Source organism: Methyloversatilis sp., assembly GCF_030696805.1.
Taxonomy (GTDB): Bacteria; Pseudomonadota; Gammaproteobacteria; order Burkholderiales; family Rhodocyclaceae; genus Methyloversatilis.
In genome coordinates, this window is the sequence record NZ_JAUYRO010000054.1 from 72,415 (window position 1) to 98,332 (window position 25,918).

The 25,918-nt window shown below is 65.3% G+C and carries 28 protein-coding genes; 12 read left to right on the plus strand and 16 right to left on the minus strand.

Annotated features, from left to right (window positions below; translation table 11 throughout):
* Positions 1-27: 27 nt before the first annotated feature.
* A complete protein-coding gene (gene ubiD, locus Q8R75_RS10495) occupies positions 28-1,521 on the minus strand; it encodes a 4-hydroxy-3-polyprenylbenzoate decarboxylase (RefSeq protein ID WP_305614002.1) in 1,494 nt (497 codons plus the stop codon).
* A gap of 170 nt (positions 1,522-1,691) precedes the next feature.
* Between ubiD and Q8R75_RS10500 the strand changes: the two genes are divergently transcribed.
* Positions 1,692-2,621, plus strand: coding sequence for a histone deacetylase (locus Q8R75_RS10500; protein WP_305614001.1), 930 nt, complete (start codon positions 1,692-1,694; stop codon positions 2,619-2,621).
* Positions 2,622-2,659: 38 nt separating this feature from the next.
* Here Q8R75_RS10500 and Q8R75_RS10505 read toward each other — a convergent pair whose 3' ends face one another.
* From Q8R75_RS10505 to Q8R75_RS10515, 3 genes are all read right to left on the minus strand, one after another.
* Positions 2,660-3,799 carry a glutathione-independent formaldehyde dehydrogenase gene (locus Q8R75_RS10505; RefSeq protein ID WP_305614000.1) on the minus strand — a complete coding sequence of 380 codons (1,140 nt, stop codon included), beginning with the start codon at positions 3,797-3,799 and terminating at the stop codon, positions 2,660-2,662.
* 126 nt (positions 3,800-3,925) lie between these two features.
* Positions 3,926-4,756, minus strand: a complete 831-nt coding sequence (locus tag Q8R75_RS10510) for an iron-containing redox enzyme family protein (protein WP_305613999.1) — start codon at positions 4,754-4,756, stop codon at positions 3,926-3,928.
* Positions 4,757-4,812: 56 nt separating this feature from the next.
* Positions 4,813-5,865 (minus strand): class I SAM-dependent methyltransferase, encoded by a 1,053-nt coding sequence (locus Q8R75_RS10515; RefSeq protein WP_305613998.1) that lies wholly within the window; start codon positions 5,863-5,865, stop codon positions 4,813-4,815.
* A gap of 516 nt (positions 5,866-6,381) precedes the next feature.
* Here Q8R75_RS10515 and Q8R75_RS10520 point away from each other — a divergent pair.
* Positions 6,382-6,621, plus strand: a complete 240-nt coding sequence (locus Q8R75_RS10520; RefSeq protein ID WP_305613997.1) for a hypothetical protein — start codon at positions 6,382-6,384, stop codon at positions 6,619-6,621.
* A gap of 106 nt (positions 6,622-6,727) precedes the next feature.
* Positions 6,728-6,919: a hypothetical protein gene (locus Q8R75_RS10525; protein WP_305663650.1), complete on the plus strand. Its 192-nt coding sequence runs from the start codon at positions 6,728-6,730 to the stop codon at positions 6,917-6,919.
* Between the two features lie 93 nt (positions 6,920-7,012).
* Here Q8R75_RS10525 and Q8R75_RS10530 read toward each other — a convergent pair whose 3' ends face one another.
* Together Q8R75_RS10530 and Q8R75_RS10535 are read right to left on the minus strand one after the other, a co-directional pair.
* Positions 7,013-7,210 (minus strand): DUF1127 domain-containing protein, encoded by a 198-nt coding sequence (locus Q8R75_RS10530; protein WP_305613995.1) that lies wholly within the window; start codon positions 7,208-7,210, stop codon positions 7,013-7,015.
* Positions 7,185-7,580 (minus strand): hypothetical protein, encoded by a 396-nt coding sequence (locus tag Q8R75_RS10535; protein WP_305613994.1) that lies wholly within the window; start codon positions 7,578-7,580, stop codon positions 7,185-7,187. The genes Q8R75_RS10530 and Q8R75_RS10535 overlap by 26 nt, the downstream gene beginning before the upstream one ends.
* 195 nt (positions 7,581-7,775) lie before the next feature.
* Between Q8R75_RS10535 and Q8R75_RS10540 the strand changes: the two genes are divergently transcribed.
* The 4 genes from Q8R75_RS10540 (at position 7,776) to Q8R75_RS10555 (ending at position 12,355) form a co-directional block, all read left to right on the plus strand.
* The gene (locus Q8R75_RS10540) at positions 7,776-9,179 is read left to right on the plus strand and encodes a PLP-dependent aminotransferase family protein (protein ID WP_305613993.1); all 1,404 of its coding nucleotides are present in this window, start codon (positions 7,776-7,778) and stop codon (positions 9,177-9,179) included.
* A 197-nt stretch (positions 9,180-9,376) separates the two neighbouring features.
* Positions 9,377-10,903: an alkaline phosphatase PhoX gene (locus Q8R75_RS10545; protein WP_305613992.1), complete on the plus strand. Its 1,527-nt coding sequence runs from the start codon at positions 9,377-9,379 to the stop codon at positions 10,901-10,903.
* Positions 10,904-10,969: 66 nt separating this feature from the next.
* The gene (locus Q8R75_RS10550) at positions 10,970-11,542 is read left to right on the plus strand and encodes a PEPxxWA-CTERM sorting domain-containing protein (RefSeq protein WP_305613991.1); all 573 of its coding nucleotides are present in this window, start codon (positions 10,970-10,972) and stop codon (positions 11,540-11,542) included.
* Between the two features lie 57 nt (positions 11,543-11,599).
* The gene (locus Q8R75_RS10555) at positions 11,600-12,355 is read left to right on the plus strand and encodes a DNRLRE domain-containing protein (RefSeq protein WP_305613990.1); all 756 of its coding nucleotides are present in this window, start codon (positions 11,600-11,602) and stop codon (positions 12,353-12,355) included.
* Between the two features lie 53 nt (positions 12,356-12,408).
* Here the strand turns inward: Q8R75_RS10555 and Q8R75_RS10560 are convergent, their stop codons facing one another.
* From Q8R75_RS10560 to Q8R75_RS10585, 6 genes are all read right to left on the minus strand, one after another.
* Complete coding sequence (locus tag Q8R75_RS10560) at positions 12,409-13,290, minus strand: alpha/beta hydrolase (RefSeq protein ID WP_305613989.1); 882 nt, start codon at positions 13,288-13,290, stop codon at positions 12,409-12,411.
* 66 nt (positions 13,291-13,356) lie between these two features.
* Positions 13,357-14,220, minus strand: a complete 864-nt coding sequence (gene ubiA / locus Q8R75_RS10565; protein ID WP_305613988.1) for a 4-hydroxybenzoate octaprenyltransferase — start codon at positions 14,218-14,220, stop codon at positions 13,357-13,359.
* Positions 14,217-14,762, minus strand: coding sequence for a chorismate lyase (locus tag Q8R75_RS10570; RefSeq protein ID WP_305613987.1), 546 nt, complete (start codon positions 14,760-14,762; stop codon positions 14,217-14,219). The genes ubiA and Q8R75_RS10570 overlap by 4 nt, the downstream gene beginning before the upstream one ends.
* 59 nt (positions 14,763-14,821) lie before the next feature.
* Complete coding sequence (locus Q8R75_RS10575) at positions 14,822-15,169, minus strand: hypothetical protein (RefSeq protein ID WP_305613986.1); 348 nt, start codon at positions 15,167-15,169, stop codon at positions 14,822-14,824.
* Positions 15,170-15,266: 97 nt separating this feature from the next.
* The gene (gene ccoS, locus Q8R75_RS10580) at positions 15,267-15,449 is read right to left on the minus strand and encodes a cbb3-type cytochrome oxidase assembly protein CcoS (RefSeq protein WP_305614025.1); all 183 of its coding nucleotides are present in this window, start codon (positions 15,447-15,449) and stop codon (positions 15,267-15,269) included.
* A 13-nt stretch (positions 15,450-15,462) separates the two neighbouring features.
* Positions 15,463-17,940 (minus strand): heavy metal translocating P-type ATPase, encoded by a 2,478-nt coding sequence (locus tag Q8R75_RS10585; protein WP_305613985.1) that lies wholly within the window; start codon positions 17,938-17,940, stop codon positions 15,463-15,465.
* Positions 17,941-17,975: 35 nt separating this feature from the next.
* On the opposite strand from Q8R75_RS10585, the gene Q8R75_RS10590 reads away from it, so the two are divergent.
* Together Q8R75_RS10590 and Q8R75_RS10595 are read left to right on the plus strand one after the other, a co-directional pair.
* Positions 17,976-19,205, plus strand: a complete 1,230-nt coding sequence (locus Q8R75_RS10590; RefSeq protein WP_305613984.1) for a hypothetical protein — start codon at positions 17,976-17,978, stop codon at positions 19,203-19,205.
* A gap of 143 nt (positions 19,206-19,348) precedes the next feature.
* Positions 19,349-19,837 carry a hemerythrin domain-containing protein gene (locus tag Q8R75_RS10595; RefSeq protein ID WP_305613983.1) on the plus strand — a complete coding sequence of 163 codons (489 nt, stop codon included), beginning with the start codon at positions 19,349-19,351 and terminating at the stop codon, positions 19,835-19,837.
* 54 nt (positions 19,838-19,891) lie between these two features.
* Here the strand turns inward: Q8R75_RS10595 and Q8R75_RS10600 are convergent, their stop codons facing one another.
* Entirely contained in the window at positions 19,892-21,253 is a 1,362-nt protein-coding gene (locus Q8R75_RS10600; RefSeq protein ID WP_305613982.1) for an N-acetylmuramoyl-L-alanine amidase, read from the minus strand.
* Complete coding sequence (tsaE, locus tag Q8R75_RS10605) at positions 21,217-21,711, minus strand: tRNA (adenosine(37)-N6)-threonylcarbamoyltransferase complex ATPase subunit type 1 TsaE (RefSeq protein ID WP_305613981.1); 495 nt, start codon at positions 21,709-21,711, stop codon at positions 21,217-21,219. Before tsaE ends, Q8R75_RS10600 begins: the two co-directional genes overlap by 37 nt.
* Before the next feature lie 105 nt (positions 21,712-21,816).
* Here tsaE and queG point away from each other — a divergent pair, with 105 nt between their 5' ends.
* Both queG and Q8R75_RS10615 read left to right on the plus strand, forming a co-directional pair.
* Positions 21,817-22,923, plus strand: a complete 1,107-nt coding sequence (gene queG / locus Q8R75_RS10610; RefSeq protein ID WP_305613980.1) for a tRNA epoxyqueuosine(34) reductase QueG — start codon at positions 21,817-21,819, stop codon at positions 22,921-22,923.
* A complete protein-coding gene (locus tag Q8R75_RS10615) occupies positions 22,916-23,146 on the plus strand; it encodes a SlyX family protein (RefSeq protein WP_305613979.1) in 231 nt (76 codons plus the stop codon). Before queG ends, Q8R75_RS10615 begins: the two co-directional genes overlap by 8 nt.
* Positions 23,147-23,355: 209 nt before the next feature.
* Here Q8R75_RS10615 and gluQRS read toward each other — a convergent pair whose 3' ends face one another.
* On the minus strand, positions 23,356-24,288 hold the full coding sequence (gene gluQRS / locus Q8R75_RS10620; protein WP_305613978.1) for a tRNA glutamyl-Q(34) synthetase GluQRS: 933 nt from the start codon (positions 24,286-24,288) through the stop codon (positions 23,356-23,358).
* Positions 24,289-24,334: 46 nt separating this feature from the next.
* Between gluQRS and trxA the strand changes: the two genes are divergently transcribed.
* Positions 24,335-24,712, plus strand: a complete 378-nt coding sequence (gene trxA / locus Q8R75_RS10625) for a thioredoxin (protein WP_305613977.1) — start codon at positions 24,335-24,337, stop codon at positions 24,710-24,712.
* Between the two features lie 81 nt (positions 24,713-24,793).
* Here the strand turns inward: trxA and Q8R75_RS10630 are convergent, their stop codons facing one another.
* Positions 24,794-25,729 (minus strand): hypothetical protein, encoded by a 936-nt coding sequence (locus tag Q8R75_RS10630; RefSeq protein ID WP_305613976.1) that lies wholly within the window; start codon positions 25,727-25,729, stop codon positions 24,794-24,796.
* Positions 25,730-25,918 lie beyond the last annotated feature (189 nt).

Below are 25,918 nucleotides of genomic sequence, written 5' to 3' on the forward strand. Positions count from 1 at the left end.
TCTTGTTGGTTGACCGCGGCAGAAACCTCAAAGCCCCAATTCCGACCACATTGCGTCCACCCTGCGCTTCACGTCGGCATCCATCGCGATGGTTCGCCCCCATTCGCGCGTGGTTTCGCCCGGCCACTTGTTGGTCGCATCCAGCCCCATTTTGGAGCCGAGACCGGCAACCGGGCTGGCGAAATCAAGGTAGTCGATCGGCGTGTTGTCGACGATGACCGTATCGCGCCGCGCGTCCATGCGCGTGGTCATTGCCCAGATCACCTCCTGCCAGCTGCGGATGTCCACGTCCTCGTCCACCACGATGATCGTCTTGGTGTACATGAACTGACGCAGGAAACTCCACACGCCGAACATGACGCGCTTGGCGTGACCGGGGTACTGCTTGCGCATGGACACCACGGCCAGCCGGTACGAACAACCCTCGGGCGGCAGGTAAAAATCGGTGATTTCCGGAAACTGCTTCTGCAGCAGCGGCACGAACACTTCGTTCAGCGCCACGCCCAGCATGGCCGGTTCATCCGGCGGCTTGCCGGTGTAGGTCGAGTGGTAGATGGGGTTGCTGCGCATCGTGATGCGCGTGATCGTGAACACCGGAAACTCAGCCACCTCGTTGTAATAGCCGGTGTGGTCGCCGAACGGCCCTTCCGGCGCGTGTTCGTAGCCGGTCGGGTGGTGTGCGTCCGGCCGCAGTTCGCCTTCGAGCACGATTTCCGCACTGGCGGGCACATCGAGATCGTTGCCGATGCACTTGACCAGTTCGGTGCGGCTGCCGCGCAAGAGGCCGGCGAACTGGTATTCGGACAGCGTATCCGGCACCGGCGTCACTGCACCCAGTATCGTCGCCGGGTCGCAGCCCAGCACGACCGACAGCGGAAACGGTGTGCCGGGGTGCTTGCGCGCATGATCGCGGAAGTCGAGCGCGCCGCCGCGGTGGGCCAGCCAGCGCATGATGACCTTGTCCGGCGCGATCACCTGCTGCCGGTAGATGCCCAGATTCTGCCGCTTCTTGTCCGGCCCGCGCGTCACGACCAGGCCCCAGGTGATCAGCGGCCCGGCGTCTTCCGGCCAGCAGGTCTGCACCGGGAGGCGGCCGAGATCGACATTCTTCCCCTCCCACACCACTTCCTGACAGGCAGCCGACGACACCTTTTTCGGCGCCATCGAAAACACCTGCCTGATCATCGGCAGCTTGTCCCAGGCGTCGCGCAGGCCCTTGGGCGGTTCGGGTTCCTTCAACATCGAAAGCGTGCGGCCGATATCACGCAACGCCTCGGCCCATTTCTCGCCGCTGACGCCCATGCCCAGCGCCACCCGACCCGGCGTGCCGAACAGGTTGCCCAGTACCGGCATGTCGAAGCCGGTTGCGTTCTCGAACAGGATGGCCGGGCCCTGCGCGCGCAGCACGCGATCGCATATTTCCGTCATTTCCAGATTCGGCGACACCGGGCGCGCGACGCGCTTCAGTTCGCCCATCTTTTCGAGCTGCGCGATGAAGTCGCGCAAATCCGTGTATTTCATGTCGTGGTGCGGCTCCAGTGCTTCGCGCCCCGCTGCATCCCGCACAGGGCGCGGCCGATGGTAAGCGATAAGTGATGGCGCCGTACCCCGGATGCGGCCACAGACATCGATGCGCAGCCAACGTTCCGGTACAGCTCTGTCGCAACCGTCGTACGCGGCCCGCTGTCAGAATGTGCGACCGCCCTGCTCCTACGCCCGACATGCTCGCCTGGTACGCCGATCACTTCGTCTTGCCGCTTCCCGAAACCCATCGCTTCCCGATGGACAAGTACCGTCGCCTGCGCGAACGCGTAGCCGCCGAACTCCCGGGCGTGACGCTGCGCGAACCGCCGTCGGCGACCGACGCCGAACTGTTCCGTGCACACGACGCCACCTATGTAGCGCGCGTCAGCGACGGCGAACTGAGCACACAGGAAGTTCGCATGATCGGTTTTCCATGGTCGCCGCAGATGATCGAACGTTCGCGTCGCTCGGCAGGCGCCACCATCTCGGCCTGCAAGGGCGCGCTGCGTGACGGCGTGTCGGTCAACCTGGCCGGCGGCACGCATCACGCCAAGCACGCCAGCGGCGCTGGCTACTGCGTATTCAACGATGCTGCGGTTGCGGCGCGCCTGCTGCAGGCGGAACACGGCATCGAACGCGTCGCCATCGTCGACCTCGACGTGCATCAGGGCGACGGCACAGCGGAGATACTCGGACGAGCTGACGACGTTTTCACGCTGTCACTGCACGGCGACCGCAACTTCCCGTTCCGCAAGGAATGCAGCCATCTCGACGTTTCACTGCCCGACGGCACCGGCGACGATGCCTACCTCGCCGCGCTCGACGACGCACTCGTGAAGCTTGAACGCCGCTTCGCGCCGCAGTTCGTCATCTACCTGGCCGGCGCCGACCCGTTCGAGGGCGACCGGCTCGGCCGGCTCAAGCTCAGCAAAGCCGGTCTGTCCGCGCGCGACGCCCGGGTGTTCGACTGGTGCGGCGCCCGCGATCTGCCGCTGGCCATTGCGATGGCCGGCGGCTACGCGGAAAACATCGACGACATCGTGGACATCCATTTCGCAACCGTCGCCGCGGCCCTGCGTCACTTTGTGCAGCGATAGGTCACGCGGATCCGACCGTCGCTGCCAACAGGCGGACGTTACGAACCCGGCTTCAGTACCACCTTGGTCCAGCCTTCGTCCCGCGCGCCGAAGTGCTTGTACGCCCGGGGGGCGTCGCTCAGCGGCAGTTCGTGTGACACGATGACGGAAGGCGTGGCCTTTCCGGCTGCAATCAGGGCGCTCAGCTTGCGGTTGTAAGCCTTGACGTTTGCCTGCCCGGTCGCCATGCGCTGACCCTTCATCCAGAACTTGCCGAAATCGAATGCGATCTGCCCCTTCCTGGCCAGTTCGTCGGCGGCGCCCGGATCGGCAGGGATGAATACGCCCACCACACCGATCGAACCCGTGGCCGCGACCGCGCTCACCAGACTGTTCATCGTGAGATTCGGCACCTCATGATTGTGGTGATCGCAACACTGGTAGCCCACGCATTCGCAGCCGCGATCTGCACCCTGGCCATCGGTCATGTCCAGTATCTGATCCACCGCGGTGCCATCGGAGTTGTCGATCGCAATGGCACCGATCTGTTCGGCCAGTGCCAGACGATCCTTCAGCACATCCACCACCATGATCTTGCTGGCGCCCTTCAGCTTTGCAGAGCAGGCTGCCATCAAACCGACTGGTCCGGCGCCGAAGATGACCACGCTGTCACCGGCTTCGACGCCCGCCAGTTCGGTTGCGTGGTAGCCGGTCGGGAAGATGTCGGACAGCATGACGTAGTCGTTTTCCTTGCCCTCGAGATCCGGCGGGAGCACCAGGCAATTGACGTCGCCAAACGGCACCCTGAGGTAGTCCGCCTGGCCTCCGCTGTACGGGCCCATGCCGGCAAAACCGTAGGCGGCACCTGCGGTTCCCGGATTCGCGGTGAGGCAGAAGCCGGTCAGGCCGCGCTCGCAGTTCTTGCAGAAGCCGCAGGCGATGTTGAATGGAAGGCACACGCGGTCGCCCACTTTGACCTGCGTGACGGCCTTGCCGACTTCGATCACTTCGCCCATGTTTTCGTGGCCGAGTATCCGGCCGGGTTCCATATCGGTCCGGCCTTCGTACATGTGCAGGTCGGAGCCGCAGATATTCGTCGTGGTGACGCGAACGAGCACGTCGGTCGGCTGTTCGATCCGGGCATCCGGAACATCGACGACGCTGACTTCATTCGGACCGTTGTAGACAAGTGCTTTCACTGGAAATCCTCCGGATCGGGTGGTCTGCAACCTGCCGCGGAATGTGCAGGGTCGGCTTTTCGTCGACGCAGCTTCAAGCGTTCCACCCGTGCGGTCCGTTCGACAGCACACGCAGGTCGGATCAGCTCAGGCCGCGTTGCGCGCCATCACTGCGGGCGATGCGGCGGGATCCAGCCACAGTTCGTCGCGGTACTGCGCGAAGCAGCGGGCGCCAAAGCGCAGTCGCAGCAGTGCCCCTTCCGCAATGGGTCGTGCCAGTGAAGGGTCGGCAGCCACCAGCGGCCGGATCACCTCGCGGTTCCAGCACAGCGAATGCTGTACGTCGAGTCCGGCATGCAACTGGAAGTAGCGACGAGCCGCTGTCGGCACCCCCAGTCGTTTCAGGCCGTCATTGACCAGACCGACACGGCCGGGTGCCGTCATTTCCACTGCGCCCAGCGCACCGATCGATTGCCACGCGTAGCGCCGGTTGCTCGCCAGCGCGAGCATCAGATTGGCCAGCGCGAGTGCGGCCCATACGGAGTTCGACATTTCGGGCTTGAGATCCAGCTCGCGCGCCGTCTCTTCCAGCATCGGACCGTGCATGCCATCTTCGTGGCCCCGACCCATTTCGTCCCAGTAGTTGCGCGCCAGCTCCAGCTTCGCCTGCCGCGGTAGTCCCAGTTGGGTCAGTGCAACCAGATCGTCGAAACCAGCCTCGCCGGCAATCTCCTGACAGATGAACCAGCGCATCTGTGCCAGGCTTGCAGAATCGGCGAGCCAGCGGAACAGCGGGTCGTCCTGCCCCGGGCCGGACCTGGCCAGGCTTTCGAACCACTTCATGAACGCCTCTGCGCCGGTCGGGACGGCATCAAGTTGTTCAGTCAACGTCGCCCGCTCGGCTTCGACGAACACGCCCTCGAGCTCACGCAGGATCGACTGTTCGCGCAGGCCGGCCCGCCAGTGTGCGTCCGCCATGCAAGGTTGCAGCCGATGATGGTTCAATCTGGCCAGCCGTCTGTGAAGGTCCTCGTTCATATGCGGAGAGGCGCCACAGCGGGCGCATGGACGACCAGTCCGATCGCGGCGATCCGTTCGACACCCGCATACGCCGGCTGGTCCAGTTCGTCGCCGAAGACATCGGGATCGAGCTCGCTGTAATCGAAGCGCGCACCGGCACGCAGCAGCACCGGCTCGACCGCGCTGCGAAACGAGTCGATGCCATCGACGATCGCGCTTCCGGTGTAGAGGACAAGACGCCCGCCGGGCCTCAGACGGGGCAAGGATTCAACTACAACGCGCATGGACATGTCATCTCCGTATGTACCGCCGCCATCGCGATAAAGGCGATGTGCAGGGTCGATCAGGTAGGGGGGATTGCACAGGATCAGGTCGGCGCTGCCCTGCACGTTGTTCAGCAGATCACTGCGCCGGCAGTCGGCGCGGACACCGAAAACTGCAGCGTTGATGCGCGCGCAGTGCAGCGCGGCATCGCTCAGATCGAGCAGCGTCAGATGCGCCGTCGCACCCAGCCTGCGTGCGGCGAACAGGCCACCGGCGCCGGTGCCGCAACCCACGTCGATGATCTGCCAGATCGGTGTCCGGCTCTGCGACAGCGTGCGTTCGATGAGCCGGGCGAAGCGATAGGTATCCGGGCCGAAGAAGACCGCGTCGGCGGCCGTCGTCGGATAGGCCGAATGCACGAGCAGAAGGTCGTCGAGCGAGGAAAAGCGGATGCGGCTGCGCAACAGACCGCCAGCGACCGGTTCAACGGCACCGGCGCGTACAAGCAGGTCAAGCGCTTCAAACGGCAGAAGATCCTGCGCGAACGGTTGACTCCAGCCGAACACATCACGCAGGTTTCTGGCCTGCACGGCACGGTGTGCCAGCACCCGGCCGTGGGTATCCGGCGTCACGGTGGTGTGATGGTAGCCCTCGCCCAGAAGCCACCGGCCCAGTTCGCGGGTCGCCCGGGCGTCGAGTTGCGTGGCATGCCATGAAGTGGGCGCAGCGGGCAGTGGCGGAGCATCGAGCGGGACCCGCATCAGCGCTGCGTGCGCGCCGGTCTGGCGCGTCATCTGTTCCATGTTGCCAAGCGATTCGATCCTGCCTGAATGAGGGCGCGCAGACGTTGCGCAAACCGAAGGGGCGCTGATTCCGGGCGCGATTTGTAGAATGGATTTTTGTTTTTTCATGACTCATGGTTGTGTTGCACGGCAGACGGGATCGAATTCGCTGTCATCGATCATTCGATTCGATGGACGCCAGAAAATCGATGCTTCCCACGCGGATTCGTGCAGGAACAATGTCGCCCGGAGCACTGGAAGTCTGTGCGTGATCACACACAGAAGGGGGGCACCCGGGTGCGGCGCACACCAGTGCAGTCATCGCGCATCGCCAGCGTTCGACAGCGCACGGACGACAGATCGGCTATCGATCACCGTTGCGCGGCGAGCACCCGTGGACACCGCCGACAGATTCACCGGAAATCCGGACCGGTCGTCGCTGACACGCTCGTGGTCATGACTTCATCGACACGAATGAAGCCGCACAACACCTGCACGCGGGCGCAACCCGCCCCACCATGAATGGAGCAACTTCCGATGGCACGCTGGGCTGATTCGAGCATTCCGGTCCTGGAACCGTTTGCACATGCAATGACGCCGAAGCAGGCGGCGCTGATCGCAATATTTTCCGGTCTGCACGATATCGAACCCGACGGTGACGATTTCGATATCCGGATGATCATGTGGGCCGACTATGTCAGGCACAAGGTCGGCAGTGCGCAGGCTGGCTCTGCACGCGCCGGCAGTGCGGTCAGGTTTGTTGCTCACACGACATGACGTGCACAACCTGCAGCAGCGTCCATCACTCGGGACGCGTGGGGCAGCGTCGTTGATATCCGGCCTGCAACCGGCAGAACTGCTTGACCTGCTGCAGTGGCCAGCCATGATCACGACCATCGCGGCGGCATGGCTGGTAGCGTCCAAGCAGGCCGATCGACGCCACTGCGGCTTCTGGCTGTTCATTCTAAGCAATGTGTTGTGGATCGCCTGGGGCGTTCAGGCGGCAGCACCGGCGCTGATCGCAATGCAGCTTGGCCTGGCTGCGATGAACATCAGGGGCGCGATCAAGACGTGATCCGGGGCCAGCGTGCGCGCCGCGCTGAAGCATCAGACTGGAGAGACATTCCGGATTCCGCACGAGTGAATGCGTACTCCCGACTGCCACGCGTCATCGGCCGGCTTGCGCTCCCGGACCATCGACGCGGCCGAACTGCCCCGACAGCACTGAAGGAATGTCCGAGCGGCCAAGGCCGATATCGCGCAGTTCGAGGTCGTTCATGGCACGCAGTTCGGCACGGGCGCGGCGCCGCCGGCCAGCTTCGCCAAGTTGGCGCACCCAGTTACGTATCCAGCCGGGCGCGGACATGGCGCAACTCCTGGGTTTCGCCGGCATAGCCCCAGCTGTCGGCGGCGATGTCGGTCACGATGATGTAGCTCGCCGGATGCAGCGGACCGAGCAACTCATCCAGGGCTTGCCAGACAGCATGGATATAGGTGGATTTTTCCGGCTTGGTGTTCGTGCCGGCGGTCACCCGCACGTCCAGATGGAAGGCGGTCAGTGATCCACCGACCGCTTCCGCACCGACCGCCCAGTGCTCGACTTGCGACAGCGCGATCGCCGTCAGTTCGCGCTTCTTGCCGAGCACTTCCGCCGTCAGGTCGGTCACCGCGCGGACCACCGCGAGGCGGGTGTCGGCGTCGAGCGGGCGGGACAATTGCAGCGTGATCATCGGCATGACGGGTCTCCTGGGGGCTTGTGTCGTGTTCCATCATCCCCGCCTGCCGCAGTTCGATACAGATACACCCGCTTCTGTTTGAACCGGTACAGTTTCACGTCTGCCGACGCTGTATCGATGCGCTGCACCGGCAACTGTATCGATGCGCACGAATCGTCCGGCAGTACAGTGAGTCGGGCTTTACAGGAGCACCGCATGAACCGTTATGAAGCACTCGCCGACCGGCTGCGCGCCGATATCCGCGCCGGCGTGTATCCGCCCGGCCAGCGTCTTCCGTCGGTGCGGCGCATCGCGCAGCAGCAGCAACTGAGCATCGCCACCTGCGTCTCCGCCTACCGCAGGCTCGAAGCGCAGGGATGGGTGGAGGCGCGGCCGCAATCCGGCTTTTTCGCGCGCATGCCCGAGGCACTGCCGCCGCGCGCCTGCCAGACCTGCGACCATGAATCGCCGGGCGAAGTGACGATGTCGGAACGGGTCGCGCAAGTCATGCGCGCCTCGCACCGGGACGACCTGCTGGTGTTCAGCACTGCGATTCCGCACGCTGACTTCCTGCCGGTGAAGGACGTGCGCGCCAGTCTTGCGCGCGCCCTCCGTCATGAGGACGCGGGCAGCGCGCGTTACGGCGAGTTCGTCGGCGAAGAAGCGTTGCGCGTGCAGATCGCGCGCCGTGCGGTGGAGTCAGGCTGCCAGATCCACCCCGACGACATCGTGATCACGACCGGTTGCCAGGAGGCGCTGACCCTGGCGCTGCGTGCAACGACGCAGCCGGGCGACGTCGTGGCCATCGAATCGCCGGCCTTCTTCGGCACGCTGCAGCTGATCGAATCGCTCGGCCTGAAGGCGCTCGAAATCCCGACCGACCCCCAGACCGGAATCAGCCCGGACGCGCTCGAACTGGCGCTGGAGCGCTGGCCGGTCAGGGCCTGCCTGGCCTGCACCAGCTTCAGCAATCCGAGCGGCGCGTCGGTGCCGGACGCACACAAGCGGCGCCTCGTGCAGATGCTGTCGGCACGCGGCATCGCGCTGATCGAAGACGACATCTACGGCGAACTGGCACACGACGGCGAGCGCCCGCGCGTGGCCAAGGCCTGGGACCGCAGCGGCCACGTGCTGCTGTGCTCGTCCTTCTCCAAGACGATTGCGCCCGGTCTGCGCATCGGCTGGATCGTCGCCGGCCGCTGGCGGCGCGAGGTCGAACAGCTCAAGTACGGCAGCACGATGGCCACCGCCCTGCTGCCGCAGCGCGCACTGGCCGACTACCTCGCGACCGGCCGCTGGGACCGCCACCTCGTTCGCGTGCGCCGCCAGTACGCAGAACAGATGGCACGCATGCAGACCGCCATTGCGCGCCACTTCCCGGCCGGCACCCGCTGCACGCGACCCGCCGGCGGCTTCATCCTGTGGCTGGAACTGCCGGAGCACGTCGATGCGCTGCAACTCCAGTCGCAGGCGCTGGCAGCCGGCATCAGCATTTCACCCGGACCGATGTTTTCGCCGCAGAACAAGTACCGCAACTGCGTGCGCCTCATGTGCGCCGTGCGCTGGGACGGCCGCGTCGATGCTGCGCTGGCGACGCTGGGCCATCTCGCTGCGCACTGATTCTATTGCAGCACGCAATGCGCCATTCGGATCATCTTTATGACCGAGAGTTAACAGAAGGCTTCATCGTGAGGTCACGAGTCATTAACGGGCTTCGCGCATCGTAGTGGGCGATTGCCGGGCGCCGACAGGCCCCGCGTCGCCCATCGCACGTCTGCATCTGCAACGCGCAATACGACCACTCATGGAGACCCTGCATGAACGACAACTCATCCAAGACGCCGGTCAATACGACCCGCCGGAACATGCTGAAGGGCTCGGCCTCGCTGGCCGCGGCGCCCTTCGTCACCACCTTCGGCATGATGGCTGCACGCAACGCCGAAGCCCAGGCCTGTACCCGCCTTGCCGCGATGGTGGCAAGCCCCTACGGCATCGTTGCACCGGTGGCCGACCAGACGACCGGCCTGCCCCTGCTGATGCTGCCGACGGGCTTCAGTTACAAGTCGATGGGCTGGCGCGACGACGTGATGACGGATGGCTCGCTGAGTCCGAACGCCCATGACGGCATGGCCGTCGTGCGCAGCCGCCGTGTCGGCCGCAGCACCGAACTGACCCTGATCCGCAACCACGAACTGGGCACTTCGTCGGCACCGCGTCTGGTCAATGCACCGACCTACGACAAGGACGGCACCGGCAACAAGCCGGCCGGCGGCACCACCACCCTCATCGTGCGCGACGGCAACCTGGTCGAAATCCGCCCCAGCCTGGGCGGCACGCTGACCAACTGCGCCGGCGGCGTGACGCCGTGGGAAACCTGGCTCAGCTGCGAAGAAAACACTACCGACCGCACCAGCGTCGGCGGCAAGAAGCACGGCTACGTGTTCGAAGTGTGCGCCGATCCGGACGACACCACCGCCCAGCCCATCGTCGAGATGGGCCGCTTCCGCCACGAAGCGGTTGCGGTCGATCCGACGAACAATCACGCCTACGAGACCGAGGACGCGAGCCCGGTGTCTGCGCTCTACCGCTTCGTTCCGGACAACGATGCCGGTGGCGAGAACACCTATGCCGAAGGCGGCAAGCTGTACGCCGCACGCATCAAGCAGATCATCCGCTCGAGCTATGCCACGGTCGAGGAAGTGAACCAGACGGGCTTCACGTCGCCCTGCGTCGGCGACGAGTACGTGCTGGAATGGGTCGAAATCGCGAATCCGGACGCAGCTCCGACCTCGATCAGCGTGCTCGGCACGAACCGCAATGTCAGCGGCCCGTTTGCCCAGGCCTGGGCTGCCGGCTGCGCCCGCATGCTGCGCGGCGAAGGCATCTGGTATCACGCCGGCAAGATGTACATCGTCGATACCTCGGCCGGTGGCGAAGGCTGCGTCTGGGAACTGACGCTGTCCACGCAGCACGTCAAGGCCATCTACGTGAGTTCGAACCAACGGGCCGGCAACAATCTCGACAACATCACGGTCAGCCCGCGTGGCGGCCTGCTGTGCTGCGAGGACGGCGGCACAAGCTCGGACGAACTGGGCAACGGCCTGCGCCTGTTCGGTCTGGGCAATGACGGCCAGCCCTACATGTTCGCAAAGAGCAATGTGAGCTTCACTGCCGCGCAGTACGCCGCAGCCGGCAAAACCCTGCTCGGCGGCACCGGTAACCAGCTGGGTGCGGAATTCGCCGGCGCCTGCTTCGATCCGACCGGCCGCATCCTGTTCGTCAACAACTACACCCCGGGCATCACCTACGCGATCACCGGTCCGTGGGCCAAGGGCAATCTGTAATCCATCTCCGTCGATAGCCATCGCAGGCGGCGCATTGCCGTCTGCACACCGAAAGGACTCCGTACCATGAAGAAACTGCTCGCCTCGTGCGCCCTGCTCGCCCTCGCTTCCATCCCGGCACAGGCCGCCACCTTCCAGAACGCCGTCACCACCGGCGGCACCGTCGTTGAGGACTTCAGCGGCGCCGGCATCATTTCATTCGACATCGACTTCGCCAATCTGGCGCCGGTCACGCTGAACTATGAAATCGACGCCGATGACAACGGCTCGCCGATCACCTTCAGCAGCGTCATCCGCAACTTCACCGGCAGCGGCATCGACACCCTGGTGTTCACGCTGAGCATGTCGAACTTCGCCAGCGTCGGCAGCGTCACGACCTTCAACGCCAACGCCATCGTCACCCTGAACGGCGAAGGCAATGTCGCGTCGATCAGCTTCCCGGGTTCGGAATACCTCGACGTCTTCGTCGGCAACCCGACCGGCGAGCTTGGCCGCATCGACTGGACGATCAATTCCAACGCGCTGCGCTCGGGCGACCTGCTGAGCATCACCGCCGCCGTTCCGGAACCCGAAACCTACGCAATGCTGCTGGCCGGTCTCGGCCTGATCGGCGCAGCCGCCCGTCGCCGCAAGGCCTGATTACCTCGCGCGGGACGCCCACGCGCCGTCCCGCGCATTCACCAAAGGAAAAGTCTCATGAAATTCACACTCATCGCAGTAGCCCTGTCCGCCGCCCTCGCATCGCCGGCCTTTGCCGCGACCAGCACGACGCTCACCTTCCAGCAGGGTGTCGGCGGTTATACCGGCACGCAGGACACCGTAATCCGCAGCAACCTCACCGCCGGCGGCGGTGACTCGACCAACACCAACTACGGCGACGCAGAAGAAATCAGCGTCGACGGCGACGATGGCAGCCCGGGTGCCAAGCCCAATCAAGGCCTGATCCGCTTCGACAACCTGTTCGGCAACGGCGCTGGTCAGATCCGGGCCACCGATACCATCGTGTCGGCGACCCTGAGCATCTACATCACGAACCCCGGCAGCGGCATGACGGTGCACGACATGCTGGTCGACTGGGCGCAGGGCAGTGCCACCTGGAACAGTCTGGTCAACGGCATCCAGACCGACGGCAGCGATGCATCCGCCACCGTGCGGGCCGCCTTCGGCGCGAACAACGGCGCAGAGAACGTCGGTGCCGACGACTGGCTCACGATAGACCTCACCGCTTCGCTGCAAGCCATGCAGAGCGGCAGCGTGCCGGGTTACGGCTGGGCGTTGATGCCGTATGCAGCCGGCAGCAACGGCATCGACTTCCTCACGTCGGAGTACGGTGCGCCGCTGGCCCGCCCGGTGCTGAGCGTCGAAGTCATGCCGGTTCCGGAACCCGAAACCTATGCGATGCTGCTCGCCGGTCTCGGCCTGATCGGCTTCGCCGCCCGCCGTCGCGGCTGAGCAGGTCTGCAAATTGAAGGGGCTGCCGGCGCACTGTCGGCAGCCCTTTTTTTTCATCGGGCGAGCAGACCGACCTCACGCAGAAAATCGTTTACCCGTGCAGTGTAGGTACCCGGCAAACCGAGTTCTTCGTTGATGGCGCCGTGCGACTTTGCCAGCGGCAGTTCGTCGATTCGACCACCGGTTTCCCGCACGCGCTGCGCGAAAGCCTTCACCTGATCGCAGGCCTGCTTGCGCTGGCTGGAACAGACCGCCAGCCAGGGTGCACCGGGTACAGAAAGCTGACGCACCGGCGAAGTGGCGACCCAGAACACCGGGTCCTTGCCGAAGGCTTCGTCGAACAGACTGTGGTGGCGCTCGGCCATCAGGCGCTCGACATCGAGCGCACCGCTGTCCAGCAGCACGCTGCCAAGCCAGGGCTGACTGACGCGCGCGTCGCGTGGAGCCGCTGCGACCAACGCGACCAGATGGGCGCCAGCCGAATGGCCCATCAGCACGACACGCGATGCATCACCGCCCCACTCGTGTGCGCGCCTCTGCACGGCCGCCAGCGCGACGACCACGTCATCGCGCTGCGTGAGCACATCGGCATCCGGCAGCATGCGGTAGTTGATCGACACGACAATCACGCCGGCCGGCAGCCAGTGCGCCAGCTTGTTGTCGATCAAGCGGCCGTGTGCCTTGTCGCCGCGGCGCCAGCCCCCGCCGTGTACAAGAAACAGCATCGGCGCCTCACGGGCGTCAGCAGGGCTGTAGATATCCATGCGCTGGTCGGCGTGATCGCCGTAGGCAACATTGCGCTGCACCTTCGTTCCGGACGTCGCACGCCGCTGTTCCGCGCGCTCGGCCAGCCGCTCGCGCAGCGCACCGGCTTCGCTGTCGAATGCGATGGACAAGGCGCCGAGCGCCAGAATCAATGCTCCGATCACTTTCATGCCACGCTCCTGTGCCGGGTGTCGATGCGATGTGACGCCGATGGGCCGTCGGTCTTACGCTGCGCTTCAGCGCAACGCGTAGTCGGCCACGATGCCGGTGAACACGGCTGCGCCCAGCCAGTTGTTGTGCAGGAAAGCGCGAAAGCAGCGTGCGCGGTCGCGCTCGCGGATCAGCGTGTAGTGATAGGTGGCGATGCCCGCCGCGACCAGCAAACCGAGGTAATAAGGCAGGCCGAGATTTTCCAGCTGGCCATATATCGCCAGCAGGGACAGCGTGATGCCGTAGCACATCATCACTGCGGCGACGTCGAAGCGGCCGAAGGTGATGGCCGACGTGCGGATGCCGATCTTCAGGTCGTCCTCGCGATCGACCATGGCGTATTCGGTGTCATAGGCGATTGCCCAGAACACATTGGCGGCGAGCAGCAGCCAGGCTTCGTTCGGCACGGTGTACAGCTGTGCCGCATAGGCCATCGGGATTCCAAAGCCGAACGCCACGCCCAGCCAGGCTTGGGGAATGGCGAAGAAACGCTTGGTGAAGGGGTAGCTCGCCGCGAGGAACAGTGCCGCGAACGACAGCAGGATGACCAGCCGGTGCAGCGGCAGGATGAGGATGAAGGCGAACAGCGCAAGCGCGGCCGCCAGCAGCAGCGCCTCGCGGGTGCCGACCTCGCCGGTCACCAGCGGCCGCTTGCGCGTGCGCTCCACATGACCGTCGAAGTTGCGGTCGGCAAAATCGTTGATGACGCAGCCGGCACTGCGCATCAGCACTGTGCCCAGCATGAATATCCAGATGATGAAGGGCGACGGCTTGCCGCCGCCGCTGACCCACAGCGCCCACAATGTGGGCCAGGCGAGCAGCAGGATGCCGATCGGCTTGTCGAGCCGCATCAGGCGTTCGTAGGCATTGAGCCGCGCCAGCAGGTTCATGGCGCGAGCCCCGCGATCGCCGGCAGGAATACTTCCGTCACCAGCAGCGGCCGGCCGGCACGCAGGAACAAAGAACGGCGCGCCCACAGCGGTGTGTCGGTCACGATGCCGGCAGCACGCACCCGCCGGTAAAGCGGGTGGCGGTCGTCGAGCCGGCGTACCGACAGCGGCGAACGCGCGATGCGCGCGTCGGCGAACAGCAGTTCTCCCAGGGGCCGCACGCCGACCCCGGCGAACATGTGCCACGCACCGGTCACGTCATGCAGACGCACCACGCTGTGCGCGAACACCACCGGCACGCCGTCGGCGTACAGCAGCACGTCGCGCACGCGCACCCGTCGCGACGGCGACATACCGAGCAGCGGTGCTTCATCGCGTTCGCCACGCGCGGCGCACTGGCGCAGCGGCCGCACCGAAAAGGCGCGGCAGCGTGCGCGGATGCGCGACGTAAGCGAGTGCGGATCGGTGAGCCAGCCGCGCAGGGCGGAAGGCATGAACAGCGCCGGCGCCTGCCATGCGGCGCCGGCTGTATGAGGGGACATGGAACGGACGCAGAACTTGACCTGCGCGCATGATAGCCGCGCGCAGGTCTGACTGCGCATCAGGCCGCTTTGAGCGGCCCGTGATCGTCGCAGTGCGTGCCGTGCGGGTGATGCAGGTGGCCGTCGACCAGGTAGTCGACATGATCGCCGTGCGGCACGGCGTCATGCCCGCAGCCCGGGCCGTGCACGTGGTCGGCCGCGTGGGCTGCGCACTGATGCTGCGGCGTGCAGACCGACGGGTTGGTCGCGCTGACCTCGACGACGTGCTCATCAACGTGGTCGCCATGCACGTGGTGCAGGTGACCGTCGTGCAGGTAGTCGACGTGGCCGTCGTGGCTCACCGCGCGATGGCCGCAGTTCGGGCCGTGCTGGTGATCGTGGTGCGCGTGTTCGGTGCAATTCGTCATTTTCGTTCTCCGCTGGCAGAAGTCACAGTCTTGAGTCTATCCGGGACGCGCATTCGTTCCAGCGATGCCGATCACGGATGCGACCCGCGATTTGATATCAAGGATCCGTACTGTCGCGCTCCGGCGCCTTCAGGGGCGCACGGTCGTCGTCCATCATCATGCGGTGCGCCGGCCCTTCGAGATCGTCGAACTGACCGCTGCGTGCCGACCAGATGAAAACGATGCCGATGCCCAACGCGATCAGCACCGAAAGCGGTACCAGTAGCCACAGGATGTCCATCAGCCGACGCGCTTCATCGGTCACTCCGGCGCTGCAGGCGTAGCGCATTGAGCACCACTGCAAGCGAACTGAGCGACATGCCCACGCCGGCCATCCACGGCGTGATCCAGCCGAACATCGCCGGCGGAATCGCCAGCATGTTGTAGGCAAAGGCCCAGCGCAGGTTCTGCCGCACCACCGCCAGCGTGGCCTGCGCGGTGTCGAAGCCGCGGGTCAGTGCCGCGAAGCCGGCCGACAGCAGCACCATGTCGCCCTGGGCGCGCGCCAGTTCGGTGCCGCTGCCCATGGCCACCGACACCTGCGCCTGCGCGAGCACCGGCGCATCGTTCACGCCATCGCCCAGCATGGCGACCACGGCGCCGTTCGCCTGCAGCGCCTCGATGAAGGCACGCTTCGCTTCCGGACTCATGCGCGCGTGCGCGTCGGCAATGCCCAGTTCGTTCGCCAGGGCTGCCACCGGCGCGGGTGCGTCCCCCGACAGCAGCGTGACCGCGATGGCGCGTTCGCGCAGCCTGGCCAGCAATTCGGGTGCGCCGCTGCGCACCGTGTCGATCAGGTCGAAGCGGGCGATCAGGCCTTCGTTGTCGCCCAGCCAGACCGGCGTCGCCGTGCCATCCGGCACATCGGGCAGCGCGCAGCCCGATGCCGCGCAGACGAAATCGGCGCGACCGAGACGCAGCGCACGGCCCTGATGCATGGCCTGCACGCCCTGCCCGGTGACCGCCTCGAGCGCACTGATCTCGGGTAGCGAGGCATCGCCCGCGGCCTGACGCAGCGCACGCGCGATCGGGTGGGTGGAATGCTGTTCCAGTGCGGCGGCCAGTCCGTGCACGTCGGCCGCGGAAACCTCACGCAGCGGCACGAAGGCCTGCACATGCATGTCGCCTGTGGTCAGCGTACCGGTCTTGTCGAAGACCACATGCGTCACGCGGGCCAGCGTTTCGATGGCATGCGCGCGGGTGACCAGCAGGCCGCTTTTCGACAGCACGCCGGTGGCCACGGTGAGCGCCGCCGGGGTGGCCAGCGATAGCGCGCACGGGCAACTCACGACCAGTACCGAAACGAAGATCCACAGCGCACGCGCCGGCTCGATCCACAGCCAGACCGCCGCCGTGATGCAGGCGAGCACGATCAGCGCCGACACGAAATGCAGCGCGATGCGGTCGGCGAACTGCACCACATCGGGCCGGCTCGCCGAGGCTCGCCCAATCAGGCGGCGGATGGCTGCCAACCGCGTCGCATCACCCACCTGTTCGACTTCGATCACCACCGGCGAAGCGATGTTCAGGCTGCCGCCGACCACGCGGTCACCGACGCTGCGCGCCTGCGGTCTCGATTCGCCCGTGAGCAGGCTTTCATCGACCTCGCTGCGCCCGTCGACCAGACGGCCGTCAGCTGGAATGACCTCTCCGGCCGCGACGACGACATGATCGCCGACCACCAGCCGAACCACCGGCACCGCTTCGGTCGCCGTGCCCGGCCAGGCGGTAAAGCGCTGCGCCAGCGCAGGCATGATCTGAGCCAGATTTTCGACGCCGCGCACGGCGTGCTGGCGCGCCACCATTTCGAGGTAGCGGCCGGCCAGCAGCAGGAAGACGAACATCGTAACCGAGTCGAAATACACCTCGCCCGAGCGCGTGACCGTGGCCCACAGGCTGGCGGCGAATGCGCAGCCGACGCCGAGTGCGACCGGCAGGTCCATGCCGACGCGCCGCGCCATCAGGTCGCGCCAGGCGCGCGAAAAGAACGGCGCGGCCGAGTAGAACACCACCGGCGCGGTCAACACGAGGCTGGCCCAGCGCATCAGCGCGGCGATGCTGTCCGACAGTTCCAGTTCGCCGGCGACGTAGGCAGGCCACGCATACATCATGACCTGCATCATGCCGAGACCGGCCACCGCGAGCCGCCACAGTGCGTCGCGCCGCTCGTTGCGCGCAACCGATTCGGCGTGCGCCCGGTCATTCGGCCATGCCTGGTAGCCGATGTCGGCAACCGCCTGCAGGATGGCCGACAGCGTGGTGCGCGCCGGGTCCCACACGATGCGTGCGCGGCGCGTGGCGTAATTGATGTCCAGCGTCAGCACGCCCGGCAGCCGCCCGACGTGCTGCTCGTTGAGCCAAACGCAGGCGGCACAGCGGATGCCTTCGATGATGAGCAATGCCTCGCGCGCGTCGGCACACTGCGCATGCTCCACCGTACGTACGAAATCGCTCTGCACCTCAGGCAGGTCATAGACCGACAGGTCACGCCCGCCGCCCGCCTCGGGTGCGGCTTCGGGCAGGGCATCGCGATGACGGTAGAACTGTTCCAGCCCGCCGCTGCTGATCGCTTCGGCGACAGCGGCGCAGCCGGCGCAGCACATCGGGCGGTCTTGCCCGTCGATGCGCACGCGATAGCGCAGTGCGCCATCCACCGGCAGCCCGCAGTGATAGCAGGGCAGCGCTGCGGGTTCGGTCGACAGCAACTGGGCGACGGATTCGGGGGCATTCATGCGCAGCATCTTAGAAGACCTGCTCGGGGCGGGGCATGACGTGCATCAAGCAGCTTTCCGGCCGGCTCTGCGGGCGGCGAGCGGTGCTCGCCGGAAGCCCCGCTCCGTTCCACTGCGACGCATCCGCTCCCACAGTGCGTCACTCCCCAGCCGGTCACCGCGTTCGCTTGGGGGTGTGTCAGCGAACAGACCAAGCGCAAAGAGGCCCATACCGTGCGAGGCATCAATGTGCGGACAAGCATCGACCCGTCTGCGATTCCGGCGAAGATTCAATACAGGGACAACCAATGACTGAAATCACTGCAGCAACTTCTCAAGCACAGATCGATCGGCGCGCGTTTGCTGGCGGTTACGCCGGCGCAGCGCGCCCCGCCGCGAGCGCGGTCGCCTGGGGAGCGATAGTCGCCGGCGCGGCGGCGGCGGCTTCCCTGTCGCTGATCCTGCTCATCCTCGGCACCGGCCTGGGCCTGTCATCGGTTTCACCGTGGTCGCAGCAGGGCATCAGTGCCGAGAGCTTCGGCATATCGACCATCGTGTGGCTGACCCTGACCCAACTGGTCGCCGCGGCGACCGGCGGTTACCTTGCCGGCCGGCTTCGCACCCGGTGGGCCGACATTCATTCCAATGAAGTGTACTTCCGTGACACCGCGCACGGCTTCCTTGCGTGGGCCGTTGCCACGCTGGTGACCGCCACGCTGCTGACATCGGCGATCGGTTCGGTCGTCGGAAGCGGCATCCAGGCAGGCAGCACGGTTGCGGCAGGTGTCGCCACCACCGTCGCTGCGTCCGCTGGGGCTGCTGCAGGAATGGCCCCGGACGAGGCGGGCGGCTCGATACGTTATTTCGTCGATTCCATGTTGCGTCGTGACGCGACCGCAGGCAGCACCGCCGCTGAATCCGACGCCACGACATCCGCACGGCCGGAGCCGGTGCGCCTGAGCGCGGAAGAAGCGTCCGAAATCGGTCGCATCTTCATGAACGCGACGAGAGCTGAAGCGTTGCCCCAGGACGACGTCCGCTATGTCGGCCAGATCGTCGCGCAGCGCACGGGCCTGTCGCAGCAAGAGGCTGAAAAGCGGGTGACGGACATGTATGCACGCGCGCAGACCACGGTCCGGGAGGCGGAGCAAACCACCAAAGCCGCGGCTGACGCCACGCGCAAAGCCTCGGCCTACGGCGCGCTGTGGCTGTTCGTTTCCCTGCTTCTCGGCGCCTTCGCGGCCAGCCTGGCAGCAACCTTCGGTGGCCGTCTGCGCGACGACTGACCGGTCCTTTCCACACCCGAACCAGCGAGGCTGCCATGCGTTCGATACTTCTGCTGCTGCTCGGCATTCCCATCCCGATCATCATCCTGATCGCGATTTTCATGTGACGTTCTCATTGTTACGCGAACCTTGAAAGGCTCCCCATGACCACCAATACGAAAACCAGTTCAGGCAAGAAAGCGAGTGCGCCGCCGAAGGATGCCATCGCCCTGCTCAAGGCCGATCACGAGGAAGTGAGCGGCATGTTTGCCGAATACGAAAAGAAGAGAACGTCTGCCACCAAGATGGCGCTGGTGAGCGAGATCTGCACGGCGCTCAGCGTGCACGCGCAGATCGAGGAGGAAATCTTCTATCCCGAAGTCAAGGCAGTGCTCAAGGACAAGCTTCTGTTACCCGAAGCAAAGGTTGAGCATGCGGGCATCAAGGACCTGATAGCCCAACTTGAAGGTGTCACACCTGACGGCGAAATGTATGACGCGAAGGTGAAGGTGCTGTCCGAATACGTGAAACATCACGTCAAGGAGGAACAGACGGAAATGTTCCCGAAGGTCAAGTCGTCGTCGCTGGATCTGGTCGAAATAGGCGAGCGACTGGCAAGCCGCAAGGCAGATCTGATGGCTGCCATGCCCTGACGCATCGTGGCCGCGCCCGCGCTGCTTAACGCAGCACGCCGCTGAAGGCGCGGATCACAACATGACCATGCGAGATTTGGACAGCGGCGGATTCTTGGCGAGATAGCGTTTGATGCCGCGCAGGATGGCTTCGGCCAGCTTGTCCTGGTAGACGTCGTCAGTCAGCCGCTTTTCTTCTTCCGGATTGGAAATGAAGGCGGTTTCGATCAGGATGGACGGCACGTCGGGCGCCTTCAGCACAGCAAAGCCGGCCTGTTCGACATGCGGCTTGTGCAGTGTATTGACACCGCCCAGTTCGCCCAGCACGGCGCGACCGAGCTTCATCGAGTCATTCATCGTCGCGGTCTGCGACAGATCCAGCAGCGTGCGCGCGAGGTACTTGTCCTTCACGTCGAGATTGACGCCGCCGATCAGGTCTGCCGAGTTCTCGCGTTGCGCCAGCCAGCGCGCCGCCGAGCTGGTCGCTCCGTGGTCGGACAGCACGAACACCGAACTGCCGCGCGCATCCGGTCGCACGAAAGCATCGGCGTGGATGGACACGAACAGGTCGGCGCGCACGCGCCGCGCCTTCGCCACCCGCTTGCCCAGCGGCACGAAATAGTCGCCATCGCGCGTCATCACGGCGCGCATCGTGGGATCGGCATCGATCTTGGCGCGCAGCCGCTGTGCCACTTCGAGCGTTACGTTCTTTTCGTAGCTTCCGCGCCGTCCGATCGCACCCGGATCCTCACCGCCGTGGCCGGGGTCGAGCACGATGGTCACCAGACGGCTGACGTCGCCCACATCGTCTGCCGGTTGCGTCTTCGAGTCGGTCTTGCTGTCAGATTTCGCAGTCTGTGCCGGCGGGTCCTTCGCGGGCGCCGACTGCGCGGGTGTGTCCGGCTGATCCGGCGTCGCCTCGCCCTCGTAGACGATGTCACCGCGACGCGCGAGCTGCATCAGCGGATCGACCGGATGCAGCGGATACACGTCCATTACCAGCCGGTGCCCGTACTGCCCGACCGGCGCCAGGGTGAATACCTGCGGCTGGACTTCGGTCTTCAGTTCGATCACCAGCCGGATCACGCCCGGCTTGTTGCGGCCGGCGCGGATCACCTTGATGTAGGGGTCGGCGTCGGAAATCTTGCCCGGCAGCGTACCCAGCACGTTGTTCAGTTCAAGCCCTTCGAGATCGATGACCAGGCGTTCCGGGTCCTTCACCAGAAAGTGCGAAAACTTCAGCTCGGCACGGGATTCCAGCGTGATGCGGGTGTATTCGAGGGCCGGCCAGACGCGCACCGCCACCAGCGAAGACAGCGCAGCCTGCCCGGCAGGGCTGACCGACAGCAGCAGCGCCCCGCCGGAAAAGCCAAGGAAACTGCGTCGGCTCAGGCCGCTCGCTAGGTTGCCCCGCGACGAATGAGGCGCTCTAGACATGCGCGCCCCGCGTCGCTGCAGGCGGACAGCTGCGCACGACGCGCGTCGCCGACGACGGCGAGCCCGATGCGCAGATCAGGGGGCGGCAGATGGCCGCCGGCCTTGTCCGGCCACTCGACCAGACAGACGCCACCAGCCGGGCCGGTTTGCCCGAAATACTCGTCCAGACCTGCTTCAATGAATTCATCAGGGTCCGTGAAGCGATAAAAATCAAAGTGATACAGCGGGAAGTTTAAGCTAGAAATAGCATAAGATTCAAGCAATGTGAACGTTGGGCTTTTCACCTTGCCGATATGGCCCAGTGCGCGCAGCACGCCGCGCACCAAGGTGGTCTTGCCGGCCCCCAGATCACCGTCGAGAAAAAGGGTCAGACCAGGGCACAGGATTGCCGCCAGACGTGCGCCCAGCGCCTCGGTCTCCTCGGTATCGGCCAGATCGATGCTGAAAAAGTCGGTCATGGGGCAGGGTTGCACGCAAAATCGGAGTTTCGCCATTATCAACCGGCGGCCGCACCACCCGGCGTACTTCCCCTGAAGCGCCAGTGCTGTTCAAATCTTCGATCCATGCCCGCACGTTCGACTTCACCACCGTCCCTGCCCTGTTCGCCCGACGAACTGGCTACGCAGATCCGCTGCTGGGCCCATGAACTGGGCTTTGCGTCCGTCGGCTTTGCCGGTGTCGATCTGGGCGATGCGGAAACCCGGTTGATGGAATGGCTGGCCGCCGGTCGTCACGGCGACATGCACTACATGAAACGTCACGGCGCGACGCGAGCGCGGCCAGCCGAACTGGTGCCGGGTACGCTGTCGGTCATCAGCGTGCGCCTGCCGTACTGGCCCGGCCTGCAGGAGGCCGCCGACGCACAGACCGTACTCGACGACGCAGACGCCGCTTACGTGTCGCGCTACGCGCTCGGCCGCGACTACCACAAGGTGCTGCGCGCCCGACTGCAGGCACTGGCAGATCGCATCCAAGCGCAGGTCGGCCCGTTCGGCTACCGCGCCTTCACCGATTCGGCACCGGTCATGGAAGTCGAAATCGCGCGCCGCGCCGCGCTGGGCTGGCGCGGCAAACACACGTTGCTGATCCATCGCGACGCCGGTTCGCTGTTCTTCCTCGGCGAGCTCTACACCAATCTGCCGTTGCCGGCCGACGCCCCGCAGCCCGACCACTGCGGCACCTGCACGCGCTGCATCGACGTCTGCCCGACCGGCGCCATCGTCGCGCCTTATCAACTGGACGCACGACTGTGCGTGTCCTATCTGACGATCGAGCTCGAGGGCTCGATTCCGGAGCCGCTGCGACCGGCGATCGGTAACCGCATCTACGGCTGCGACGACTGCCAGCTCGTCTGCCCGTGGAACCGCCACGCCCAGCTCGCCGTGGAACCCGATTTCGCGGTGCGCAACGGACTCGACCGTGCGTCGCTGACCGAACTGTTCGCCTGGAGCGAAGACGAATTCGACACGAAGCTCGCCGGGAGTGCCATCCGTCGCATCGGCCATGCGCGCTGGCTGCGCAACATCGCGGTCGCGCTCGGCAATGCGTCGCCGTCGGCGTCTAACGTCGCTGCCCTCAACGCGCGCTCGGACCACCCGTCGCTCATCGTGCGCGAACACGTCGCCTGGGCGCTCGCCCGACAACACTCACCGGACCCGCTGCATGACTGAACCACTGAACACCGACCGGCTCGACGACCTCGAAGCACGCCTCACGCTGATGGACGACCTGCTCGATACGCTGAACCGCACCGTGTTCGATCAGCAGCGCCTGATCGAATCGCTGCAGCAGCAATTGCGCCATCTGTACCAGCAGATGCAGTCGTCGCAGCAGAGCGACGCCGACCGCAGCAACGACGACGACCCGAGACAGGACATCCCGCCGCACTGGTGACACCGCGGAGCGTCGGGAGCACTCCAATCCGTAAAGATACCGTTCTGCAAGGGGCGGCTTCTGTGGGATGTCCTGTGGGAGCGGGGGTTTCGGCGAGCACTGCTCGCCGCCCGCAGAGCCGGCCGGCCATGCAGGGCCGGCAGTGGATCGCCGCCCACAGGTACCGCGCCGAAAACTACTGGACTTGCGGGGCGGCCACTCTGCGCAAATCAGCGTCCTTGCGCTTCGAGCGCAGCGGCGCATGAAGCCAGCCGCCAGTGTCCGATCGCCCACGCGAGCAGCGCGTCGCGGCCGGCAGCAATGATTTCCGCAGGCGGTGCGTGATTCAGGAAGCAGAGCGCCTCGGCCAGATCGGGGACGGCGTTGGCGGCTACCAGCGGCTGGGCGAGCGTCTGTTTCGACAGCTTCTCGCCGTGCGCGTCGAGCACCAGCGGCACGTGCGCATAGCGTGGCTGCGCCAGCCGGAGCGCGTGCTGCAGCAAAATCTGGCGCGGTGTCGAGGCCAGCAGGTCGGCACCGCGCACCACGTCGGTCACGCCCTGCTCGGCATCATCCACGACCACCGCAAGCTGATAGGCGCAAAAACCGTCTGCACGCCACAGCACGAAGTCACCGACGTCCGCCGCAACATCGACGGACTGGCGACCGCAGATGACATCGTCGAATGCCACCACACCGGGCGGCACACGGAAGCGCCAGGCGCGCGGCGAGACGCCGATCCGGTCGCGACAGCTGCCCGGATAGCGGCGCGTGCCGTCGAGCGACAGCGGCTGATGTTCGAGATCGCGCCGGGTGCAGGCGCAGGCGAACGCCAGACCCGCCGCAACCAGTCGGTCAAGCGCTGCGCGATAAAGGCGTGTGCGCAGGCTTTGCCACAACAACTCGCCATCCCAGTGCAGGCCGAGCGCGTCGAGTTGATGCAGGATGGTGTCGGCAGCCGCCTTGCTGCAGCGCGGCGCATCGACGTCCTCGATACGCAGCAGCCACTGGCCACCGTGCGCGCGGGCATCCAGCCAGCTGGCGAGCGCCGCGACCAGTGAACCCTTGTGCAGCGGCCCGGTCGGACTGGGTGCAAAGCGGCCGACGTACGGCAGCGCACGCCCCACACGCGGAACAACCGGGGCGCGACTATCAGCTACCATGCGCCGTCATCCGCAAACGCCCCACCACGAAAGCCCAAGGACCACCATGGCCACCCTCGATCTCACCGCTGACACCTTCAACACGACGATAGAAAACAATCCGTTCGTCCTCATCGATTTCTGGGCCTCGTGGTGCAGCCCCTGCCGCAATTTTGCCCCGGTGTTCGAAGCCGCGTCGGAAAAGCACCCGGACATCGTGTTCGCCAAGATCAACACCGAACAGGAACAAGGCATCGCGGCGGAATTCGGCATCCGCTCGATTCCCACACTGCTGCTGTTCCGCGACCAGATCATCCTTTACTCGGAAGCTGGTGCCCTGCCCGCGATGCAGCTCGAGCAGCTTATCGAACAGGCGCGTGCACTGGACATGGATGCGGTCCGGGCAGAAATGGCCGAAACGGCGGCAAAGGAAGCGAAGGGCTGAACGCCGGCCGCGGCCCCGGCAGGAAAACCTAGGCTGCAGCTGTCCGCTGCGGGACCCCGGCATCGCGTGGCTGCCATGGCATCAGCGGGCGATGATCAGTTGATCGGGATCCAGCATCAGGAAACGGGCACAGCGACCCTCCGCATGATTGCCATCGTCGCTAACGATGATGACTTTCCGGAGGCCACCGATGACAGCGGGACAGATGCCCTCGGCACGTTCGAAACCCGGCAGATCGACGACGTTGACGCCGAGCGCGGGCTCGCCGGGCAGACCGCTCCAGAACCAGAGGCGGAAATGGGCTTCCCCGCCCGCCACCGGACCGCTGCTGATCAGGTAGCCGCCAAGGGACGGAATGCGGGACAAGCTTCGCAAGCCGTCGCCGTCGAGGTCGAGCGTGATCAGCGACGGCGCGATGCGCGGAGGCGCCTGGTCGTCGAACATCGCTGCACTGTTTTCGACGCTTGCAATCAACGCCCGCCCGTCCAGCAGCGGGCTGCGGAAACCGATCAGCAGCGTTCGGCCATCGTGGCCGAACTCCAGCGCTTCAATGTTCAGGCCCCCTTCGCGCTTCACATCGAGTTTTGCAGCGGCCGTCGCGAGCACCGGATGCGCCGCCAGCAGCGCCGGCTTCAATCCCTTGACGATCCCGGTGGCGACCACCCGGCCCGCCTCGATCCGGAAGCGGACCAGTTTGTCGCGCGACTTTTTTTCGTCGCCATCGCCGTCGCGTGAGTGCGACGTGACGGCGTGGATGTTTCCCGCATTGTCGACCGCGATGCCTTCGAGATCATCGAGCTTCCAGAAATCGTCGCTTGAATCCAGCCATCCGTCGAGCCAGCCCGGTCGCAGCGGTGCGCTGTCGACACGTCCGTCGGGAGCGATAGTCACCAGACTGAACGGACGCTGCCTTTCATCTTCGAGCACCAGGAAGCGTCCGTCGGCCAGTTGCTGGATGGCAGACGGCTCGTGAATGCCGGTAAGCGGCAGAAATGCGGGCTTATCGTGTGCAGACATGATCTCGCGGCCTTTTCGAGTGATACATGGGTGCGCGCGGACGGATGCTTCTGCTGGCGCACAAGGACGATCAGACACGATATTCCGCAGGGCCCACTCCGGGCCGGGTGAGCGCTACGCAAAGTCGCATCAGACAAAAAACCCTTGTATCCGCAGGAGTACAGGGGTTCGCGCGTCGCGCACTGAATC